Here is an 18,049-nt window from a genome sequence, read left to right as displayed (position 1 = left end):
TCGTGGCACCGGCGCACGGGGCATACCCCGGCCAGATGAGTACTGAGCTCCTTATGCGGCACTCCGCAGACGTGGACCATTCGCGGACCGGCACCACCGGATGTGCAACCGCCAGGCTCGTGACCTGCAGTCCTGCCCAAATGGCAACCGCCCTCCGGAGCCGCCTTCTGGTGCTCATCGGAGACGAGCGTGGTACTACTGCGCACCAATGGGCACTGTGCTCATGCTCAAAGGTTCCCAGGGGAGCGCTCGCCGAGTAGGTCGCGACCGTCCTCGAAGACGCCCTTCAAAGAGTTCTCCAAAATGCCAGCCATTATAGACAGCATGCCGCCGACTACGGCCGGCCGACTGCAAATCGGTGCGTCAAATGAGATCAGCTGGACGATCGCCCCGATGGCTGACTTCTTCTGATACAGCAAAACCTCAGCCGTCTCTAATGAGGGCAACGGGCAGACCCTTCGATCGTGACTTTCATGGACTCCGGGACACAGGTACCCAATGTCTTGCGACTGCAGCCACTCCAGCAACTCGCGGCACCGTGACTCGCTCAGGCGCTCCCAGGTTGAGTCAAATTCCTTCTTGATCCACTTCATCTTGAAATCAGAAATACCATTACTCGCAGTGAGTTTGTCGATGATGGCTTGGGAAGGCATGGCAGCTCCAGGTGGTTGGTAATGAAAAAGAACATGATGCCCGAAAGCGGCAGCACGCGGAGGGTGATTGACCATCCTGTGACGTCTGGACAACAAGCCCAAGGCAGCGCCGGTCGAAGGTCGGGGGTCCAGCGCGCACCAAGCGCGCCCGATCGGACGGGAGGCCGCAGGAGGATTACGGCCGAGCACCCCAGGACGACGATGTTCACGGCCCAGGTCATCACCCACGCTCGCTCTGGTCAGCAGCATGACAGCGTGGCTGAGGCTAGTTGGGGCGCATCGAGACACACGCGCGCCTGATCGGTCGGCGTGCCCGCCGTCGTGGCTGACTGTCGTCGGCTGAGGCTCGTGCCACAACCGTGCCAGAAGCAGGGGTCAGCCACGGTCAACGCCGGTGCCTCGCGGTCGAGTAGCCGCCCGCTGCCTCGGCCGGCGGAGCCGCAGGTCAGGCGTGAGATCTCCCAGCCGCTCTCCTAAAGCGGGTGTCGCAGGTTCGAATCCTGCCGGGGGCACAGAGCAAAGGGCCGGCTCAGGAGGGTTTCCTCCCGGGTCGGCCCTTCGTCGCGTCCAGGCACCGGACCTCTCACTCAGCCCGGTACAGGTCAGAGCGGGGCAGGCGGGGGAAACCCTGGCCTTCCCGACTCCGGGCGCTCACGGTCTCACCAGAGCCACCATCCGAGGACGACTACGCCGCGGCACTGCCCTGATTGCCACTGGCCGGCATCCGCAGGGTGTGGTCGCCGAAGTCCGCGACCAGATCCAGCCTCCCACCGAGCGCCTCCACGTAGCGGGCGATGACGTCCAGGGTGGCGCCCTCACCGTGTTCGATCTGGGAGATCCGGACGACGCTGACTCCCATCCGGGTCGCCACATCCCGCTGGGCCAACCCTGACTGCTTGCGCGCCTCGGCGAGCTGGTGGCCACGTGCCTCGGCGAGAAGCCGTCGAGATCCTGCCTCCACCTCGGCGGGCTCCGCACCAGCTGCGTACAGCTCCTGCTCCAGGACTTCCCAGTCCTGCGCAGCCTTCTTGGGCATGACTACTCCCTCAGTCCTCGTCGCCGACGTAATCGTGGTAGAGCTCCTCGGCCAGCGGAATGTTGTCGCGGTACCAACGATCCCAGTTCCCGGCCTTGTCACCGCCCAGGAGCAGCAGGGCCGAGCGAGTCGGATCAAAGGCGAAGACGATCCGGATCTCGGAGCGCCCGCCCGATCCCGGCCTCAGCTCTTTCAAATGGTGCAGCTCCGAGCCCTTCAACCGGTCCACAAGGATCTCCACCACGGCGCGGGGCGCAACTCCGGCAGCCGTGAGGAGGGTCGCCGTACCGTGCCGGGCGTCATGCAACCGGATCACGCGAAGGCCGGCGGACTCGGCGACGCGAGTGAAGGAACGGTAGACGTTCCGAGGCTCGCCCTAAAAGCATTTGTGGAGGCGTCCTCCTGCTGCGAGGAGCTGATTGTTTCAGCCCGGATCAGCGAGCTCGCCGTGGCGGAGCGGGCCGGACTTGGGGCCCCTCCGCCCCTGCGCAGGGCCGGCCGCTCAGCGCCGTCGGGTCGGCCCACCGAAAGGCTCACGAACACTGGGCCACTTCCACCCGGCCGGATCAGGGCTTCTCGCCGTCCCGATCGACGAGAGACTGCGTCATCTTCATCTCGCAGAATGTGACCTCGCCCTTCTTGTGCGAGCGCCCAGCCGACGAGCCGTTCGGGTACTTCTCCTCGTAGTCGCCCACCACGACCGACTGGTTCCCCCGGTACTGGAAGGTGTCGGGGTCGAGGAGGTACTCCCGGCGCTGAACGGCCTTGCTGCCCAGGTCCGGGTATATGGCGATGGCTTCATGCCCCAGGGGGTCCTTCACCAGGTGCGGGACCACCTCGATCCCGGGGTCCGCGGCCAGGGCCCGGTACAGCTTGGCCAGTCCCTGCGGATGCACGGGATAGGCCTCGTTGAGGGTCGCCAGGAGCGCGAAGGTCTCGATCTGCTCACCCGTCAAGCCGGAGTCCTTGCCCATGGGGAACATGTCCGTCGCCTGCTTCCGGATCTCGGCGGGGTCATCCGGCAGCGAGGCGAGCAGGCGATACAGCCGCCGCTGCGAGGGCTCGTTGTCGCCGTCCTTGTCGTTCTCCCTCGCGGGGCTGTCGTACTGGACCCACTCCTCGCTCACCTTGGGCTTGGCATCGGGCGCCGCGTCCGACGCTCCGTTCAGGCACTGCGCGGTCTTCAGGTAGACCCACTGGCCGTCACGCGGATGCAGATCCGGCTGCTCCGACACCACTTCCGCCGCCTGCTCCAGGAGTGCCGTCGCGGACGTCAGGTCCGGGCCGGCAGGCTGCACGCCGCGCTCGGGTCCATCGCCACCGACGAGCATGGTCACCAGCACCGCGATGGTGATCACCGTCGCGGCGCCCCCTGCAGCCGTCACGCGCCAGTCCAGCCGCATCCTGCGGGCAGAGCTCTGCTGCGCTGCTCCCAGCAGCTTCTGGCGGCCGGGAACCAGCCGCACCCGGTCCGGCGTCGGCGCATCGGCGCGCAACTCGCGCATCTTGGTCATGTCATCCATGAGTTACCGCCCCGTTGTGGTCGCTTACGAGGGTGGGGTCGGCGCCGAGCGCCGTACGCATCTTGCGCCGCGCCCGGTTGAGCCGGGAGCGGACCGTACCGACCGGCACCCCGAGGGCGTCGGCACACTCCTGGTAGGTGAAGTCCGCCCAGGCGACCAGCAGCAGCACATGCCGGTCCTTCCCGGGCAAGGCCGCGATCGCCCCGGCCAGCGCCTGCTGCGAGGCCTCGGCCGTCACCCGCTCGTCGGCCCGTTCCGACCAGGACTCGGCCACCGGGTCGACACCGGTGCGGGCCAGCGCCCGCAGTGCCCGCACTTCGGAGCGGCGGTGGCTGCCGATGAGGTTGCTGGCGATGCCGTAGAGCCACGGCCGGGCACTGGCGCGCGCGACGTCGTAACGGGCGCGGTTGCGGAAGGCGATGAGGAAGGTCTGCGCTGTGATGTCGTCGGCGTGACTGTCGCCCAGCCGGCGCATCACATACCGGTGGATCTCGGCGGCGTGTCTGTCGTAAAGCTTGGCGAATATCTCCGGCCGCTCCAGGGATTCCTGGATGACCAGCGCGTCGTCGGTGGGTGGATCCCCCACGAGGCCCTCACTTCTTCGTGCAGTTGGAGTGGAGTGCATTCCACCCTCTGTTGTCCGAAGCGGCCAGGAGGGTTCACACGTGCAGGAGTTGCGCCAGTTCGTGTGCCCGGACAGCCCGCGAGCTCTCGCCGCCAGAATCCGTGACAGCGGCGCTCCACTCTGGGGGCATGGGACATGGTCATGCTCAGAAGTACTCACCCGGCGCCAACACCAGGCCCTACCGAGAGAGGCGGGCACTCCGGATGGTGGCTTTGTTCACGAGATTGGACAGCAGATGTCGACCACTTTGGGAGGCACGAGAGTCTGGCGCTGTTCGATTGCCAGACGGCTAGAAGAGGTCGGCCGAGGTGCCCTGCGTGAGGTTCTTGAGGATTGTGCGCAGCCACGGGCTGCGCACGGCTGGTAACCGGACCAAGGTGTGCTGGAACGTTCCCCGGTCGGCCCGGAACAGGTAGTTGGGACGCGGCGGGAGCGGGTCGTCGCGGAGGACGTCTTGGGGTATGCGGCCTGACGCGGGAACCGGCAAGTACGGCTGGGGAGAGACCAGCCACAGCCACACCCCCAGCGGTAGGGGCACCAGGTGTGCCGACGCAGTCGGGCTGGCGGGAGTCCAGGTCTCACCTGTCTGGGGATGGACCGGTACGAGAAGGATGTCGACGTCCGCGTCCGGGGAGGGCTGTCCCGGTCCAGACAGGACGGCGCGCCGCTTCGGGGGGCCTGCCGGCAGCAGGGCGTCGAGCGCGCGTTGGAACACGTCCGCGGTCAGACCGCCCGGGACCTTCACCGTCTGCCCTTGGGAGGCAACCAACAGGTGGGCGAGCGCCTGGCCGGCTGCCGCCTCCCACTGAGGGCTCCACGACCAGTAGTGATTCGCCCCCAACCGTCCTCCCCACGTGGCAATCGGCTCGAACGGGGGCGTTTTCTCCCCCTCCTCTGCCAGCTCCGCCCAGGAGAGGAGCGCGACGTGGATACCGTCAACGGGGACGCGGTGGACGGCGTCCGAGCTGAGCCGCACCGCCTGCCAGAGCGAGCAGTCGTCGACCCTGGTCGCCACTGGCAGGTCGCATGCCTCGCAGGCCATGTTGGGTCCGTCGGCTCCGTCGAGGCCGCAGCAGGCACCGCCGCGCTTCTCGGGGATCAGCCGGGTTCCGCGGATATCGCCGGGCGCGATGACACTCGCCCCGGGCGTGCTGTCGGACAGGGCGTGGACCGGCGCGTAGATGCCGCGTGCCTCCGCCTCGCCCGGATCGATCTCGTCCCACATCCGCCACGGCCCTCCCCAGGGGTCTGGGTCCACGGCAAACGTCCCGGACTCCATGAGCACCGGAAGCTGGGCCCCGTTCCCGTACTTCTGACGGGCGTGGACTGGCAGGGAGACCTGGGACAGCGGGGTGGTCAACTCGGCGCCGCATCCCGCACACACGAAAACGAACAAATGTCCTCCACCTGGGAAACAGACGCATCGTCGCAGTTCGGCGGCAGCCAGCCAACGTGTTTTCTCGTCCGCCGTGGGAACGGCACCTGCCACCTCGTGGAGCATCAACGCAGCGCGGGCAAGTGCCAGCCGCCGTCTCTGACGGCGGCAAGCGACTCACTCAATGTTCGAATTCCCGGTGTGCTGTGGCGCCTCCCGAAGTGGTGAACATCTGCTGCCCATTCTCGTGAACGAAGCCAACGCTGACATCAACGAGTCCGGACAGCGGCATACAGCAGCGCCCCCGCGCGACCGTCCGACCAGCCGTCGACGAGCCCAGGGGCGGGCACAGATCAAACTCCTGAAGCGGGTGTCGCAGGTTCGAATCCTGCCGGGGCCACAGAGAAAAGGGCCAGCTCAGGAGGGGTTTTCTCCCGGGCTGGCCCTTCGTCGTGTCCGGGGTCGTGGGCATCTCGCACATTCCTGCACTTCGGAACCAGTTTCTCCGAGAAGAGCAGGCCGCGCCACCCGGAGCCTGGCATACTTGAAGTATGGCAACGCGGAAGATCACCATCACCGTGCCGGAAGAGCTGGTGGAATCGATCAAGGAGCGCGTCGACGCACGCGGAGTGTCCGGCTACATCGCGGCCGCCGCCGCTCATCAGGACGCGATGGACCGACTGCGCGAGTTGGCCGACCGTCTCGAGGAAGAGCACGGCGCCGTGACGGACGACGAGCAGCAGGCAGCACTGGATCGCATCGCCGCCATCGACGGCTGGCATGACGAACAGCGGTCGGCTTCGGGCGAGGCCGTGTGAGCCGCGCCGTCCGAGCGACGTTGTCCCGGCCACGGCAGCGCGTCTTCGTGTTCGACTCCGAAGCTCTCTCCAAGGCGGTCCAGGGCGATCGGGAGATGGCCGCGCTGATCAAGACGGCCCCTCGGTTCGACATCCCGATCGTCACCTCGGCCCTCACCACCCTGGAGGCATGGAACCCGCGCGAAGCATCGAGGCAGGTGCTGTGGAACTGGACGCTGTCCCGGATCCGCGTCGTGCACACGGACGACCAGGTGATCGCCATGGCGCGCGACATGCTGAAGGAAGCCGGCCTGCACGGGCACAAGTACGCCATCGACGCCATTCTGGCGGCTGTGGCCGGGCGGGAAGCCGCCCAGGGAGCTCAGACAACTGTCTTCTCCTCCGACACCGACGACATGGTTCAACTCCTCGCGGGCCACTCCGTGCGAGTCGAGAAGGTCTGACGGGACGCCCGCACCTCACTCCGGCCGCTCGCCGGGTCCTCAAGCAACCCATGGCCTTTGCCGGACAGCGTCCACCGGCACGTATGCAGCACACATGAGAGCGGGTTCCCTCCCAGGCTGGCCCTTCGCCGTGTCCGGGACGTGCGCCTCGGTCAGTCCCTCCACCCGCTGCGTTTTCACGGTGGGAAACCAGCTGTGAAGCGAGGGGAGTTCGGAAGAGGATGTCGGTATGCGGGTAGGAGTGGTTGGGCTCAGGATGGGGCTTCACCTGGCGGACTGGTGCCGCTACGTGGTCCATCCGCACGTCCGTCTCATCCGGCAGGCGATCGAGGCCGGGGAGCTGGGCCGGATCAGCCTGATCGAAGCGGACTACCTGCACGGCATGTCCCCAGCCGATGTCGCGGGCCTGATCGGTGATCGATGGCGTCCCGCGGAGTGGTGTAACGGATCTTGGCTGGGAAGTGCGCCGTTTCCGTGCCCTCGCGTGCATCGACTGCCGGTGAACGCTCCCTGAGAACGGGGCAGGCCACCGTGCAACTGTCCTTGGTGAACTGCCAGTTCGGTCCAAGGGGGTGCCCGGTGGCCTTGTCCCAGCATGACCTACTTCGCCTGCTTGAGTCACTACGTTCGGCAGACGGTCTTGAACTCGTCCGCGAGGTCTCCGAGCGGCTGCTGCAGGAACTGATCGAGGCCGAGGCCACTGCCCGGATCGGTGCGGAGTGGGGCGAGAGGACCGACACCCGCACGACCTGGCGCAACGGGCACCGGGAGAAGACCGTGACCACGCAGGCCGGCGACCTGGAGCTCGCGATCCCGAAACTGCGGGCCGGCAGTTTCTTCCCGAGCCTGCTCGAGCGTCGGCGCCGGATCGACCAGGCCCTCTACGCGGTGGTCATGGAGGCATACGTCCACGGCGTCTCCACCCGCTCGGTCGACGACCTGGTCAAAGCCCTCGGCTCGGACACCGGCATATCGAAGAGCGAGGTCTCCCGGATCTGCGCGGACCTCGACGAACAACTCGACGCGTTCCGCGCCCGGCCGCTGGATCACATCCGCTTCCCCTATGTCTATCTCGATGCCACCCACGTCAAGGCGCGCGTGAACCATCAGATCGTCTCCCAGGCCGTCGTCATCGCCACCGGCGTCACCGAGGACGGCGGCCGTGAGGTCCTGGGCGTCATGGTCGGCGACAGCGAAACCGAAGCGTTCTGGACCCAGTTCCTGCGCTCGTTACGGGAACGCGGCCTGACCGGTGTCCGTCTCGTCATCTCCGACAGCCACAGCGGTTTGGTCAAGGCCATCCGCAAGGTCATGCTCGGCGCCGCCTGGCAACGCTGTCGTGTCCACTTCGTCCGCAACGCCTTCTCGGTGATCCCGAAGGGAGCCGCGGAGATGGTCGCCGCGACGATCCGCACGCTCTTCGCCCAGCCCACCGCCGAAGCGGTCCGGGTCCACCTCGACACCGTCGCGGACATGCTCGGCGAGCAGTTCCCCAAGGTCAAAGAGATGCTTCTCGACGCGAAGGAGGACCTGACCGCGTTCGCGGACTTCCCCCACCAGCACTGGAAGAAGATCCAGTCGACCAACCCGCTCGAGCGACTGAACCGGGAGATCAAGCGCCGTTCCGACGTCGTCCAGGTCTTCCCGAACACCGGCGCCGTCGACCGGCTCGCCACCGCCGTCCTCGTCGAACTCCACGACGAGTGGATTGCATTCCCCCGCCGCTATCTCTCCATCGAGAGCATGGACAGCCTCTATCCGGACAGCACCACCTGCCTGCCCGGCACCGCCGAATGATCAGCTACACCACGCCAAGGGACACAACCCGGTGATCCGACGCACTGGCGCGGGCGCATCGCTCCCACGGCGTACTGCACGCACACCCTCTCACCGGTACTGGCCCTCACGAAGGCCTGGCCGGTGGAGGTATCGGCGTTCTCGGTGGACGAGGCGGACCCACGCGCCGCGGTCGTCATGGCGGTACGGTTGTCCACCGGTTGCACTGGCGCTCACTCGGCACGGGTTCCTTCAGGGCGAGGCCGACAGTCACTGGAGCTGGATCTCCGTACGCGGCACCAAGGCGCTGGCCGAGTCCGTCCGGGCCGCCGGCGAACGGTCCTGGTCCGTCCGTGTCAGAACGGAGGGCTGGGCGACCCCGGAGGGGCACTCACGCGAGGAAGAACGCACCCCTCCGCCCTTCACCCTCGCCGGGGACCCTGTGGCACGCGGGGCCGAGGGCACCGTACGAGTACTGCGCGCCTTCCGGGCCACGGTGGAGCGCGGAGAGCCGCCGCTGGTACCGGTACGGCCCGCCGTGGCCGCGTCACTGGTCGGTGTGGCCGGCGCGGAGTCACTGGCCAACGGTTCCCGCCCGGTCCCGGTACCCGTGATGACGACCGGCCCACAAAGAATCACGGGCCAGGCAGATCCTGACATCCATAGCTGACATCAACGCCACCGGACGGCAAGGTACGCCAGCGTCTCCGTCCGGCCGTCGCACCAGTCACCTACAACGGCTTCAGCGATCCCTGCCCGCTAGCTTGGCCGACGAAGCCGCAAGTCACCTGTCCTACGCCCCAGTCACTCTCGGAAAGAGGTTGTAGGAAGGGGTGGAGCTGTCTGTTGTCAGCCCGCGCTCGTCCATGAATCTGGGCGGGGCACCAGCACCGCGGAGACCACCGCCCGGGACGAGGTCATGACATCGACCACGAATCGCGGGCGCCCGATGTCGAGTTGGCGCAGTGCCGGACCGTGGTCGGCGGCGACGACGAGAGAGACCGCGAGCAGAAGAAGTCGCCACAGAGCCATCACGGGGCGGCGCATTGCGCGGGGCAGCTCCGCCAGGGAGGCGTGCAGTCGCTCGCAGTGGAACGGGACGTGGCGCTGCTCGTCGGACAGGATCCGCCCCGCCACATCCGCAGTGAGCGAGTCGTCGGTGCCATCGCGCAGCGCCCGGTAATAACGCAGCGCCACTACTTCCGCGATCATCAGCACCAGCAACTCCATGCGCAGGCCCATGAGACGCCGCAGCCGTACGAAGACGGCGTCGCTCCAATGGCCAGTCAACGTCTGCATGCCCCCCGCGGCCAGCAGCCGAGCAAGCAGACGGGCATGGTTCTGCTCCTCGGCGATGAAGAGCCGAACCGCCTGCCCGTAGTCGGCGTCATCGGCCTGGTCCGCCTTGCGGACGAGGTTGGCACCGTCACCGTCCTCGCCGACCTGGAAGCGCTGGATGCTGGCCCACACCGCCGGATGCAGCGTGGCGCTTCGCCCCCAGTCCGGATCACCCAGGGCACGCCTGCGCTCGCGCTCGTCCTCGAACCGCCTTATCCACTTGGCGAAGCCGCCCGTATGCACCCGGTCTCCCCTCTCCGGAACACAACCACCGTGCCCCGTAGAGGGACGACGCAGGCGGACACCGGACCGTTCCACGGCTGCCGGGCGACCACAGTTCACAGATGCACGCGCGCACGCCGACCGAGAGGCCTGCCGGTTCGTGAACGGCCACTTCCCCGTGCACGTTGACCTCAGCAACTGACATCACCGTCCTCGGACAACGATGAATCCGGGCGGTCATGAGGGGATCAGCAACCGCCCTGGAACACGACCCCGAGAAGCCCACCGCTCCGTTGATCGAACTCCTGAAGCGGGTGCCGCAGGTTCGAATCCAGCCGGGGCACACGACACGGGGCCGATTCGAAGGGCTTGATCCCTCGAACCGGCCCTGTTGCGTGATCGCATCCGTGCCACGCGCGGACCATGAAGTCCGGTGTGCTCCCACCCAGTGCCCTGCCGTCAGCCTTCGTGGGGCACCCTCGGGCGGGTGACGGGCACGACGGTGAGGAGGTCGTCCAGCCCTTTGAAGTCGTCGGGGTTGGTGGTGAAGAGGGGAAGGTTCTCAGCCACGGCGATGGCAGCGATCATCAGGTCGGCCACCCGGCGGCGTGGCTTGCGGCCGGCGCTGATCACTGCGGCACAGATACGGCCGTAGATCCGGGCCGCTTCGGCATCGAAGGGGATGGGGTCGAACTCGTTCTCGGCGCGTTGCAGGACGTCGAGCCTACGGGCGCGTTCGGCGTGTTCGTCGTAACTGCTCTGTTCGTCGTTGCGACGGACCTCGTGCGGACCGGCGGACAACTCGGCCAGGGTGATGGCGGTGATCGCCATTTCGTCCGGTAGCTCCTCAGGTGTCACCCAGCGGCGCAGAATCATGATGTTGGTGTCGAGGAGGCCCTGCTGATGCGTCGAGCGGTCAGCGGTCATAGGGATCGTCCGGGTAGGTGTCGGCCGTGGCGTCCTGATCGGCGCGGAACCGGTCGAGGTCCATGCCGGGGGCGGTCCTGGACATCGCGGCGAACTCCTGGCGGGAGACGAACCGACGGCGTCGACGCAGCGGAACGAGCTGGCCGATCGGATGTCCGTCGCGGGTGACGGTGAACGACTGACCGCCCTGTATGGCATCCATGATCTCTCGGGACCGGCTGCGTAGATCCCGTTGGGTGATTTCGGGCTGAGCGCTCATACCAACCAAGGTAGCACCCGGTGCTACAGGGTGCTACATCACGGCCGAAGGCTTGCGCCGACACACCTCGGCCGTAGCGGCCGGGTACGGCCTTCGCTGACCGAACCGGCTGGAGCACGGTTGAGAGGGCATCTGACGTCCACAGCTGACACAGCTGACATCAACGACATCGGACGGGGACACGCGCCAGCGACTCCCGCAGGCCGCCGCGCCAGCTGACGACAGCGGTCGGAGCGCGCTCGGATCGAACTCCTGAAGCGGGTGCCGCAGGTTCGACGAATCCTGCCGGGGGCAGAGAGAAAAGGGCCAGCTCAGGAGGGGTTCACTCCCAGGCTGACCCTTCCTCGTGTCCGGGGTCGGGCCAAAGTGGCTCCCGCTCGAAAAGCCGCTACGCCAACCTCACGTCGTCACCGGACTGTGCCGCTTCATTGCCTTGGCGGACGATGCGGTGGAGTCAGGAGGCGGTGAGGTACCACAGCTGTGAGCTGGTGACGTTTCCGCCGGGCAGCTCACGCAGCGGAGCCCAGTTGTCGTCGCCGTAGGTGGCGGTGACGGCGAGGTCTTCGTCGAGGTAGGGCACCAGGGCGTATGCGTCACGGTTGGTGGTGGGCCGTAGCAGCCACCACTGAGCAGTGTGCATCGTGAAGTTGCAGGTCACGGGTCTGGTGTGCGCGGGGTTCTCGATGCTTGGGCTGGTCGCGGGTGGATGACTTTGGTGAAGATCGTCGGTCATCGGGAGACTTCGCGGTTCGTCAGGACCAGCAGGGCCCTTACCAGGGTCGTCGCCCACTTCGGGTCGGTGCGGACCTTGCCGAGGACCCGCCAGTTCTTGAGATGGGCGAAGCCGTGCTCGACCGGTGCCCGGACGGCGGCCAGGGCCTTGTTGGACAGTTTCTGTCCTCGGGTCAGGGGCCGGTTGCGGGCGGCCTTGTAGCCGGTGATCACCGCCGGGTCGGCGTCCGGGCCGCTGTCGTCGAGGCCGACGAAGCCCAGGTCGGCGATGGCGCCGAGCCCGGCCGTCCGCAGTTTCGCGGTGAGCTGGTCGTGCCGACAGGCGGTGATCTCCGAGGACCGTCCAGAGCGGGCCGCCAACTGACAAAGCCTTACGTCCTACGCAGAAACGATGCCTCGGATCTGAAGGCTGTACTCAGAGGGAGGCCGGCTGCCCTCGCCGTCATGATCGCCCAGCTTTGGGGGCGGGCACGTGGTGCCTCGAGGGCCCCTGGTTCACCCCCTGCCTTGCCATGGTGCCTCCGCAGTATGGCGGAAGCCAGCCAGAGCCGAGACTCCGTTCATCGGCGCAGCTTTGATCCGGCCTCGGTGAGGGTGGTGATCACCGTGTCGGACAGGCGCGGCAAGGTCACTCCAACTCGTTACCAACAGCACGCCGCCTCGCTGGGACAGGTTGCCGCGTTCCCTGGCCGTGCCGCCGGCTCCACACTGCTTGGCCCACGAGGAGCACGACGGCCAAGGCCGAGAGCGCGCGAACCGAAACCCACACCATTTCGACGACCTGGCTTTGCGAGTCGTCCACCTTCACTGCCAGTCGCAGGGAGGCCTCGGCGAAGGCAATCACCGGCACAAGCAGGCGGAACCCGAGACCGCCGATGCCGGGCGTTCTTGCCATCCTTCCCAGGAACCCAATGGGCGCACCGACGGCGAAAGCCGCTACCCCCCAGAGCAGGGCCCTGGAGGCGAGACCGTCGCCCGCACCAGAGATGACATGCCCCCCAGCCGGAACGTTGGGGCTCAGAAACTTAAAGAGGTAATAGACGGCCACGCCCACGGCCAAGGCCGAAGATGCCAGCAGCGATGCCTCAATTCTTGACCGCCGGAAGTAGCCGACCAGGAAGGCGAAGCAGGCCCACGACCATCCCACGGAAAACACGACACCTACCGCCTGGAGGGTCGGATTGTCGAATCTGCTCGCGAATGGGCCGACTATGCCGAGCAGTGCGCCTGCCCCGAGAACGGTCGCTATAGGGACGATGCGTGAACGCGTGGGGAGTGTGGTTGTCATGACACTATTCTTTGGTCAGTTTCCCGGGGAGCGAATCCGCCCCCGGCGGTGGCCGCCGGGGGCGGAGGCGACTAGTACTTAGCGTAGTAGGTCTCGCACGTGTAGACCGCACCCGCGGTGCGGTTGGCGTAGGACCACTTACCCGCGTCCGCCACTTTGTTCGGGGGATACGCGCGCGGCCTCGGCGGCATGCCCCACCCTGCGGGGAATCCCTGCCGGGACGAAAGGGAGACGCGATGCCGCTCTATCTATCAAGATTCAGCTACACGCCGGAGACCTGGCAGAGACTCATCGGCCACCCCGAGGACCGCGCGAAGGCCGCTCAGACGTACATCGAGTCCGTCGGCGGCAAGCTCCACGGCTTCTGGTACGCGTTCGGCACACGCGACGGCTACAACCTGTGGGAGGCCCCCAGTAACGTCTCCATGGCTGCGGTCGCCCTGGCGATCAGCGGAGGCGGCGCACTCAGCTCGTTCGAGACGACCGTTCTCCTGACCATCGACGAAACCATGGATGCCCTGCACAAAGCCGGGCAGGTCCAGTACCGGGCTCCCGGTGCGTAGCGGTCCGGATGACGGGCAGTGACCTGGTTCAGGCACCAGGCACCGTTGCAGCAGCGAGGTACAGCAACCACAGCAAGCGTCCGCGTCCGGTAGTGGTCGTCGAAGGCCGCATAGCGTCTTGCATGACCGCCATTGACCGATCTCCGTAGAGCTACGGGTCAGAAGGCTCTGACATCCACGGCTGACATCAACGACGCCGGACGGGGACGTACACCAGCAACCCTGTCCGGCCGTCGTACCACTCGGGCGACCCGGTCCGTGCCCGCAGGCCACAGGCCACGGACACCTGGCACCCACACGCGTTCCGGACGCCGATCTGCCGCACCGGTCACTGCCGCCAGTCTCCCCGGACCCGTCGCCGGTCGTCGCGGATCCGTTCCCGTCGGTCCCGGCGGCGGACGAAGTCGCTCGGTTCGAGATCGCCTTCCGTGAACCGCCCGACCACGAGTCCGACTACGCCCAACCCCAGCACCAGCAGGAACGCCCAGAAGTCACCGAAATACGCGGCGAAACCGAGCGCCATTCCGGCCATCAGGCCCACCACGGCCCTGCTCATCACGCGCTCCTTCGCTCGCGCGGGCTGCGCCGCCCCGGCTACTGGAGCCGCTGCCGCCCTTCCTCTTCGTCGTCCTCGTCGGGCAGCTTCACGTCGCTGACCGTGATGTTGACCTCAACGACTTCCCGACCGGCCATGCGCTCCACCGCGGAGATCACGTTCTCCCGCACATCACCGGCCACGTCGGTGATCGAGACGCCGTAGTCGACGACGATCTCCAGGTCGATGGCCGCTTGCCGCTCCCCGACCTCGACACTGACCCCCCGCGTGACGGACTTGCCGCTGCCGGCGCCAGGCATCCGCTCCCGCATGGACCCCATCGAGCGCGCGAAGCCGCTGCCCAGTGCATGGACGCCGGGCACTTCCCGTGCCGCCATTCCGGCGATCTTCTCTACCACCACATCGGCGACGGTCGTCCGGCCGCGAGAAGCGGGAGCACCACCGTGCCGTGCGCCGGTGTTCTCAGTCATCGGGACGTTCCTCCCTCTAGAAGCCCAGCTGGCACTCGCCATTCTGATTGTAGTCTTTTAGTGCGGATTGCCCGACTTGAGCGATGCGCGGCGAGAGGGTCAGGTGGCCTGAGTACCGTGTCCCGGCATGATCGGCATGATCTTCGAAGGCCGCGGGGACACGGGAAGCTCCGTCGCGCTTCCGCGACGTGTCCGGCACCGACGTAACGGTCTTCGAGTTCCGCGACGGAGCGCGCGCCCCTCAGGATCCGGTGTATCGACCCGCTGTGACGGCGCGGCAGGGGGTTCGCCCCGGGGGCCGGTGAGGGGCTCTGTCAGTGATCCGGGGTCGCCGTCAGCGCGTCGACCAGTTGTCGGGCGCGCGTGTCCTCCTTGAGGAGGAGTTCGACCAGGGGGCCGGTGCCGGGGTCGGCCGCCGGTGTGGAGGTGGAGCCGGTCGAGGACCCGGGACCCGGCGAGGTGGTCTCGTCGAGATACTGCCCGGCGGGGCGGGCGTCAGGCGTCAGGGGAACGCGGGCACTGGTCAGTGCGCCGTGGACCGCCGCATAGTCGAGGCCCATGCCGGCCAGCCGTTCGCTGCCCGTGTACCGGGTGCCGGGAGTGGGGGCGCTCTGCTGTGCCATGTGCGGATACCGGAGCGCGACCTCGTGAGTGGCCAGGACCGCCAGCAGGACGTGCTCGGTGCCCACCGTGTCGTGGCCGAGGCGGCGTGCCTGCTCGTGGGTTTCCATGCCGACCCACCAGGCGGGCCGCGCCGCCCAGTTGATGCCGCCGTGCTTGAGCAGCCACCGTTTCCAGAGGGGCCTCGGCCGATAGTGACTGCGCCCGAGGAGGACATCGCGGGTGGGGTGCAGCAGGGGGTCGAGGCCGTCGTCCTCGTGGTCCCCGCCGCCGCCGTCGAGGCGGGCGAGTACGGCCTGCGGTGGGACACCACAGGCGGCCAGCAGGCCCACCGCGCGGTTGTCCTCCCCGAGCAACGCCCTCAGCAGGTGAACGGCGCTGAACTTCGCCGCGTCCTCCCGTCGCGCCTGCTCCATCGCCGCAGTCAGTGCCCTGGCCGCGGCGCCCGTGAACCGGATGTTCCGGTCTCCGTCCTCCCCCAGTACGTCCCGGGAGGCCACGCTTGCGTCGACATCGTCCTCACCGCCCCACGCCACGGCGCCCCGGTCCCTGCCGTCCCGCAGCAGCGCGACGACCGCGGTGCCGGTCGCCCCCGCGTCCGCGAGCGCTTCGCGCGCGGCGCCCTTGGCCGCGGTGATGCCGGCGAGCAGATGCTCCGTACCGATGGCTTCCCCGGCGGATGTCCGCGCCCCCCGGGCGGATCCGAGGATTCCCACGGTGTTCCAGTCGGGCCCCTTGATGGCTTCCATGCTGCCTTTCCTCACGCTTGCCGGTGCTGATGTGCAGACTTCCGGACCGGGCTGGGGGCCACATCGTCCGAGAGGCGTATCCCGTTCTCCCACTTTGGGGGTGCTCCACCCGTCCGGGGCCGTGCCGACGGGGCCGGCCCGGTGCGGGGAACGCCGGGCTGGGGAACGCCGGGCTGGGGAACCGGCGTTGATATTCGGGCGAGCTCCCCCCGCGGATCGGCGACATCACCGGCCTCGGCCCTGAATCTGCACCCGCGAGGTCAGAATTCTGCGCGATGTGTGCGCAGATTCATTACGGCGACGAACAGAGCAGAATTGCTCAGATACATAGAGCGCCCCCCAGCGTGCTACTGTCGATCACAGTTGCAGTTGTGGTTCCCGAAACTTCAAGCACTCCAAGTCGGCACCTGTGTCAACTGAAAGTGCTTGTGCATTTCCGGTATTTTCCGGGCGGGTTGATCATCGCGGCGACACGGTGTCCGCGCAGCGCGGACGTCGACGCACTGCCCCGAAGGAGATATGACATGGCTACTGGAACCGTGAAGTGGTTCAACGCGGAAAAGGGCTTCGGTTTCATCGAGCAGGACGGTGGCGGCGCTGACGTGTTCGCCCACTACTCGAACATCGCCGCCCAGGGTTTCCGCGAGCTGCTCGAAGGCCAGAAGGTTTCCTTCGACATCGCGCAGGGCCAGAAGGGCCCGACGGCTGAGAACATCGTTCCTGCCTGATCCCCACGCGCACCGCGTAGCCGGGGCCCGCATCCGTTGGGATGCGGGCCCCGGCTACGCGCATTTTTCGCACCCGTTCCCAAGGGCTCCACGGGCGGCCGGATATGCGCTCGCCTTTCATGCCGGCCGTCGCTTCCCTTTCCATTCCGCTCCCCGATGCGGGAATTACGCGACAGTCCGCGTCCCGCGCCCGGCAAACACCTCCGCCGGGCACAGGACGGTACGCAGTCGCCCCGACGCCGTGGACGCGGCCGGGGGGAGTGGACCCCGGGTCTGAGACGACATGACCGTCGAGGTGACGTTGTCCGGCATGACGGCTGCCCGCACGGGTCACCTGCCCGCCGGCTCGCCGGCGGGCCGGACGTGCGCCTGAGAGGGTGTCGCCTCACCAGCCGTCAGCGGCCTTCCGGCCTCCAGGAGCCCTCAGTGGTCGGAGTAGCTGAAATCGCCCACCGTCCAGGCACTGACGTCCTCGATCGCGACGCGGTACATCCCGCCCGTCTCCGGGATCCCCACCGCGCCCTGCAGGATCCGGGCCACATGGAAGTGCAGATGCGTGGGCGGCCCGTCGCTCCTCGCGGGGGCGTCGAAGACGGCGGAGAACCCGCTCAGCTGGGCCGAGCTCGTCAGTACCTCCGCCACCCGCCGCCGCCACACGGCTTCGGGGGCCAGGCGACCGGTGATGACAGCACCACCGGTGACCACGGTCAGGGACATCTGGCTGCTCTGCCCTGACTCGACGAGGGCAGCGATATCGATGATCAGCGCGTCGGGCTTCACCATGAGACCGGATTCTAGTGCGCCGGGCCGTCCGGGTGACGCGCGCGGTGGCACTACCGCTCAGGACAGTGCCCCGCCGTGAGGATTCGGTTCAGGCGTCCGCCTTGCGGCTGGACCCGAGATCATCGCGGCGCAGCGACTCGTTGATGCGCCGGGCTTCTTCCAGTTGGTCTTCCAGAATGATGATGCGGCAAGCCGCCTCGATGGCGGTTCCCTGGTCGACCATCTCGCGGGCGCGGGCAGCGATCCGCAGCTGGTAGCGGGAGTAGCGGCGGTGGCCGCCCTCGGAACGCAGCGGCGTGATCAGCCGGGCTTCGCCGAGAGCCCGCAGGAAGGCGGGCGTCGTACCGAGCATCTCCGCCGCGCGCCCCATGGTGTAGGCGGGGTAGTCGTCGTCGTCGATCCGGTCGAGCGGTGTGTCTGGGGTCATCTGCACCTCTGTTGGGTCATGCGTCGAGGGGGGCTGGGGGGGGGGGGGACCCAAAAGCAACAAAAAAGCCTCAAACCCCACCCCCCCCCCCCCCCCCCCCCCCCCCCCCCCTTCCCCCCCCCCCCCCCACCAAGGAA

At 67.4% G+C, this 18,049-nt stretch carries 20 protein-coding genes, 1 tRNA gene and 2 pseudogenes; 6 read left to right on the top strand and 17 right to left on the bottom strand.

Going from position 1 to position 18,049, the window contains the following annotated elements; translation table 11 throughout:
* Positions 1 to 227: 227 nt before the first annotated feature.
* Positions 228 to 902: a hypothetical protein gene (locus tag ACZ5C2_RS01715; protein WP_365896685.1), complete on the bottom strand. Its 675-nt coding sequence runs from the start codon at positions 900 to 902 to the stop codon at positions 228 to 230.
* Between the two features lie 188 nt (positions 903 to 1,090).
* Between ACZ5C2_RS01715 and ACZ5C2_RS01710 the strand changes: the two genes are divergently transcribed.
* Positions 1,091 to 1,165 (top strand) — tRNA-Arg (locus ACZ5C2_RS01710).
* A 173-nt stretch (positions 1,166 to 1,338) separates the two neighbouring features.
* Here the strand turns inward: ACZ5C2_RS01710 and ACZ5C2_RS01705 are convergent.
* The 5 genes and pseudogenes from ACZ5C2_RS01705 to ACZ5C2_RS01685 all read right to left on the bottom strand — a co-directional run bounded on the left by ACZ5C2_RS01705 (position 1,339) and on the right by ACZ5C2_RS01685 (position 5,233).
* Entirely contained in the window at positions 1,339 to 1,689 is a 351-nt protein-coding gene (locus ACZ5C2_RS01705; protein WP_468785408.1) for a helix-turn-helix domain-containing protein, read from the bottom strand.
* A 10-nt stretch (positions 1,690 to 1,699) separates the two neighbouring features.
* Positions 1,700 to 2,062: pseudogene (locus ACZ5C2_RS01700) on the bottom strand (type II toxin-antitoxin system RelE/ParE family toxin); the annotation flags it as partial.
* Between the two features lie 193 nt (positions 2,063 to 2,255).
* Complete coding sequence (locus ACZ5C2_RS01695) at positions 2,256 to 3,203, bottom strand: CU044_5270 family protein (protein WP_468785406.1); 948 nt, start codon at positions 3,201 to 3,203, stop codon at positions 2,256 to 2,258.
* Between the two features lies 1 nt (position 3,204).
* Positions 3,205 to 3,798: an RNA polymerase sigma factor gene (locus ACZ5C2_RS01690; RefSeq protein WP_468785404.1), complete on the bottom strand. Its 594-nt coding sequence runs from the start codon at positions 3,796 to 3,798 to the stop codon at positions 3,205 to 3,207.
* 328 nt (positions 3,799 to 4,126) lie between these two features.
* Positions 4,127 to 5,233 carry a hypothetical protein gene (locus tag ACZ5C2_RS01685; RefSeq protein ID WP_468785402.1) on the bottom strand — a complete coding sequence of 369 codons (1,107 nt, stop codon included), beginning with the start codon at positions 5,231 to 5,233 and terminating at the stop codon, positions 4,127 to 4,129.
* Positions 5,234 to 5,763: 530 nt separating this feature from the next.
* Here ACZ5C2_RS01685 and ACZ5C2_RS01680 point away from each other — a divergent pair.
* The 3 genes from ACZ5C2_RS01680 (at position 5,764) to ACZ5C2_RS01670 (ending at position 8,270) form a co-directional block, all read left to right on the top strand.
* The gene (locus ACZ5C2_RS01680; RefSeq protein ID WP_468785400.1) at positions 5,764 to 6,030 is read left to right on the top strand and encodes a hypothetical protein; all 267 of its coding nucleotides are present in this window, start codon (positions 5,764 to 5,766) and stop codon (positions 6,028 to 6,030) included.
* 47 nt (positions 6,031 to 6,077) lie between these two features.
* Positions 6,078 to 6,473: a hypothetical protein gene (locus tag ACZ5C2_RS01675; protein WP_468785398.1), complete on the top strand. Its 396-nt coding sequence runs from the start codon at positions 6,078 to 6,080 to the stop codon at positions 6,471 to 6,473.
* Between the two features lie 579 nt (positions 6,474 to 7,052).
* Complete coding sequence (locus ACZ5C2_RS01670) at positions 7,053 to 8,270, top strand: IS256 family transposase (protein ID WP_468785396.1); 1,218 nt, start codon at positions 7,053 to 7,055, stop codon at positions 8,268 to 8,270.
* Between the two features lie 828 nt (positions 8,271 to 9,098).
* Here the strand turns inward: ACZ5C2_RS01670 and ACZ5C2_RS01665 are convergent.
* From ACZ5C2_RS01665 to ACZ5C2_RS01640, 6 genes and pseudogenes are all read right to left on the bottom strand, one after another.
* Positions 9,099 to 9,830 carry a ferritin-like domain-containing protein gene (locus ACZ5C2_RS01665; protein WP_468785394.1) on the bottom strand — a complete coding sequence of 244 codons (732 nt, stop codon included), beginning with the start codon at positions 9,828 to 9,830 and terminating at the stop codon, positions 9,099 to 9,101.
* Positions 9,831 to 10,268: 438 nt separating this feature from the next.
* Positions 10,269 to 10,736 carry a PIN domain-containing protein gene (locus ACZ5C2_RS01660; protein WP_468785392.1) on the bottom strand — a complete coding sequence of 156 codons (468 nt, stop codon included), beginning with the start codon at positions 10,734 to 10,736 and terminating at the stop codon, positions 10,269 to 10,271.
* The gene (locus ACZ5C2_RS01655) at positions 10,726 to 10,995 is read right to left on the bottom strand and encodes a type II toxin-antitoxin system Phd/YefM family antitoxin (protein ID WP_468785390.1); all 270 of its coding nucleotides are present in this window, start codon (positions 10,993 to 10,995) and stop codon (positions 10,726 to 10,728) included. Before ACZ5C2_RS01655 ends, ACZ5C2_RS01660 begins: the two co-directional genes overlap by 11 nt.
* A gap of 454 nt (positions 10,996 to 11,449) precedes the next feature.
* A complete protein-coding gene (locus tag ACZ5C2_RS01650; RefSeq protein WP_468785388.1) occupies positions 11,450 to 11,653 on the bottom strand; it encodes a hypothetical protein in 204 nt (67 codons plus the stop codon).
* Between the two features lie 71 nt (positions 11,654 to 11,724).
* A pseudogene (locus tag ACZ5C2_RS01645) lies at positions 11,725 to 12,084 on the bottom strand (transposase family protein); the annotation flags it as partial.
* A gap of 271 nt (positions 12,085 to 12,355) precedes the next feature.
* The gene (locus ACZ5C2_RS01640; protein ID WP_468785386.1) at positions 12,356 to 13,015 is read right to left on the bottom strand and encodes a hypothetical protein; all 660 of its coding nucleotides are present in this window, start codon (positions 13,013 to 13,015) and stop codon (positions 12,356 to 12,358) included.
* A gap of 236 nt (positions 13,016 to 13,251) precedes the next feature.
* Between ACZ5C2_RS01640 and ACZ5C2_RS01635 the strand changes: the two genes are divergently transcribed.
* Positions 13,252 to 13,578 (top strand): GYD domain-containing protein, encoded by a 327-nt coding sequence (locus ACZ5C2_RS01635; protein ID WP_468785384.1) that lies wholly within the window; start codon positions 13,252 to 13,254, stop codon positions 13,576 to 13,578.
* A 328-nt stretch (positions 13,579 to 13,906) separates the two neighbouring features.
* On the opposite strand, the gene ACZ5C2_RS01630 is transcribed toward ACZ5C2_RS01635, so the two are convergent.
* The 3 genes from ACZ5C2_RS01630 to ACZ5C2_RS01620 form a co-directional block, all read right to left on the bottom strand.
* A complete protein-coding gene (locus ACZ5C2_RS01630; RefSeq protein ID WP_468785382.1) occupies positions 13,907 to 14,134 on the bottom strand; it encodes a hypothetical protein in 228 nt (75 codons plus the stop codon).
* A 38-nt stretch (positions 14,135 to 14,172) separates the two neighbouring features.
* Positions 14,173 to 14,604: an Asp23/Gls24 family envelope stress response protein gene (locus ACZ5C2_RS01625; RefSeq protein WP_468785380.1), complete on the bottom strand. Its 432-nt coding sequence runs from the start codon at positions 14,602 to 14,604 to the stop codon at positions 14,173 to 14,175.
* Between the two features lie 314 nt (positions 14,605 to 14,918).
* Complete coding sequence (locus tag ACZ5C2_RS01620; protein ID WP_468785378.1) at positions 14,919 to 15,974, bottom strand: Clp protease N-terminal domain-containing protein; 1,056 nt, start codon at positions 15,972 to 15,974, stop codon at positions 14,919 to 14,921.
* A 524-nt stretch (positions 15,975 to 16,498) separates the two neighbouring features.
* Between ACZ5C2_RS01620 and ACZ5C2_RS01615 the strand changes: the two genes are divergently transcribed.
* Positions 16,499 to 16,702 (top strand): cold-shock protein, encoded by a 204-nt coding sequence (locus ACZ5C2_RS01615; RefSeq protein ID WP_004986771.1) that lies wholly within the window; start codon positions 16,499 to 16,501, stop codon positions 16,700 to 16,702.
* A gap of 423 nt (positions 16,703 to 17,125) precedes the next feature.
* On the opposite strand, the gene ACZ5C2_RS01610 is transcribed toward ACZ5C2_RS01615, so the two are convergent.
* Both ACZ5C2_RS01610 and ACZ5C2_RS01605 read right to left on the bottom strand, forming a co-directional pair.
* On the bottom strand, positions 17,126 to 17,485 hold the full coding sequence (locus ACZ5C2_RS01610) for a hypothetical protein (RefSeq protein ID WP_468785376.1): 360 nt from the start codon (positions 17,483 to 17,485) through the stop codon (positions 17,126 to 17,128).
* Positions 17,486 to 17,573: 88 nt separating this feature from the next.
* Positions 17,574 to 17,912, bottom strand: a complete 339-nt coding sequence (locus tag ACZ5C2_RS01605; RefSeq protein ID WP_468785374.1) for a MerR family transcriptional regulator — start codon at positions 17,910 to 17,912, stop codon at positions 17,574 to 17,576.
* Positions 17,913 to 18,049: the final 137 nt, after the last annotated feature.

The organism is Streptomyces sp. NPDC031365, from assembly GCF_055569765.1.
The sequence above is the reverse complement of the archived record's forward strand: the minus strand, read 5'-3'. Positions and strand labels throughout refer to the sequence as shown.